Origin of the sequence: Mycobacterium sp. UM_CSW (assembly GCF_000455205.1) — a bacterium.
Lineage (GTDB): Bacteria > Actinomycetota > Actinomycetes > Mycobacteriales > Mycobacteriaceae > Mycobacterium.
In genome coordinates this window covers 1-550 of record NZ_AUWQ01000158.1, presented here as the reverse complement: position 1 = coordinate 550, position 550 = coordinate 1, and the positions used below count along the sequence as shown (strand labels likewise).

General features: G+C 78.5%; 1 pseudogene. It reads left to right on the top strand.

What is annotated here, in order from left to right:
* Positions 1-550, top strand: a pseudogene (locus N415_RS32105) (PE family protein); the annotation flags it as partial.

Below are 550 nucleotides of genomic sequence, written 5' to 3'. Positions count from 1 at the left end.
CGGGCGACGGCGGCAACGGCGGCGACGGCGGCAACGGTGCCGGCATCAACACCACCGCCAACATCGTCGAAGCCGCCGGCAATGGCGGCAATGGCGGCAACGGCGGCAACGGCAACACGGGCGGCCACGGCGGCCACGGTGGCGACGGCGGATCGGGCATCCTGACCATCACCACCAACGGCGCCATCGCCGGCGGCGGCGGCGGCGGAGGCGGCGCGGGCGGCAACAGCATCGGCACCGGCATCGGCGGGGTCGGCGGCAACGGCGGCGACGGCGGTGACGCGACGGTCCTCGTCGCCGGCAGCTCCACCGCCCTCGCGTTCGGAGGCGGCGGCGGTGCAGGCGCCGGCAGTATCGCCGGCGGATTCGGCGGCTTCGGCGGCGGCGGCGGCGGTGGAGCCGCCACCGGCTTTAGCGCCATCGGGGCAGGGATCACCGGCGGCCACGGCGGCACCGGTGGTGGCGCCCACGGCGGCGTGGGCGCCACCGGCGGCGCGGTCTTCGGCTCCGACAGCGGCGCCGTCGACGCCGCCGGTGGGGGCGGCGGAGG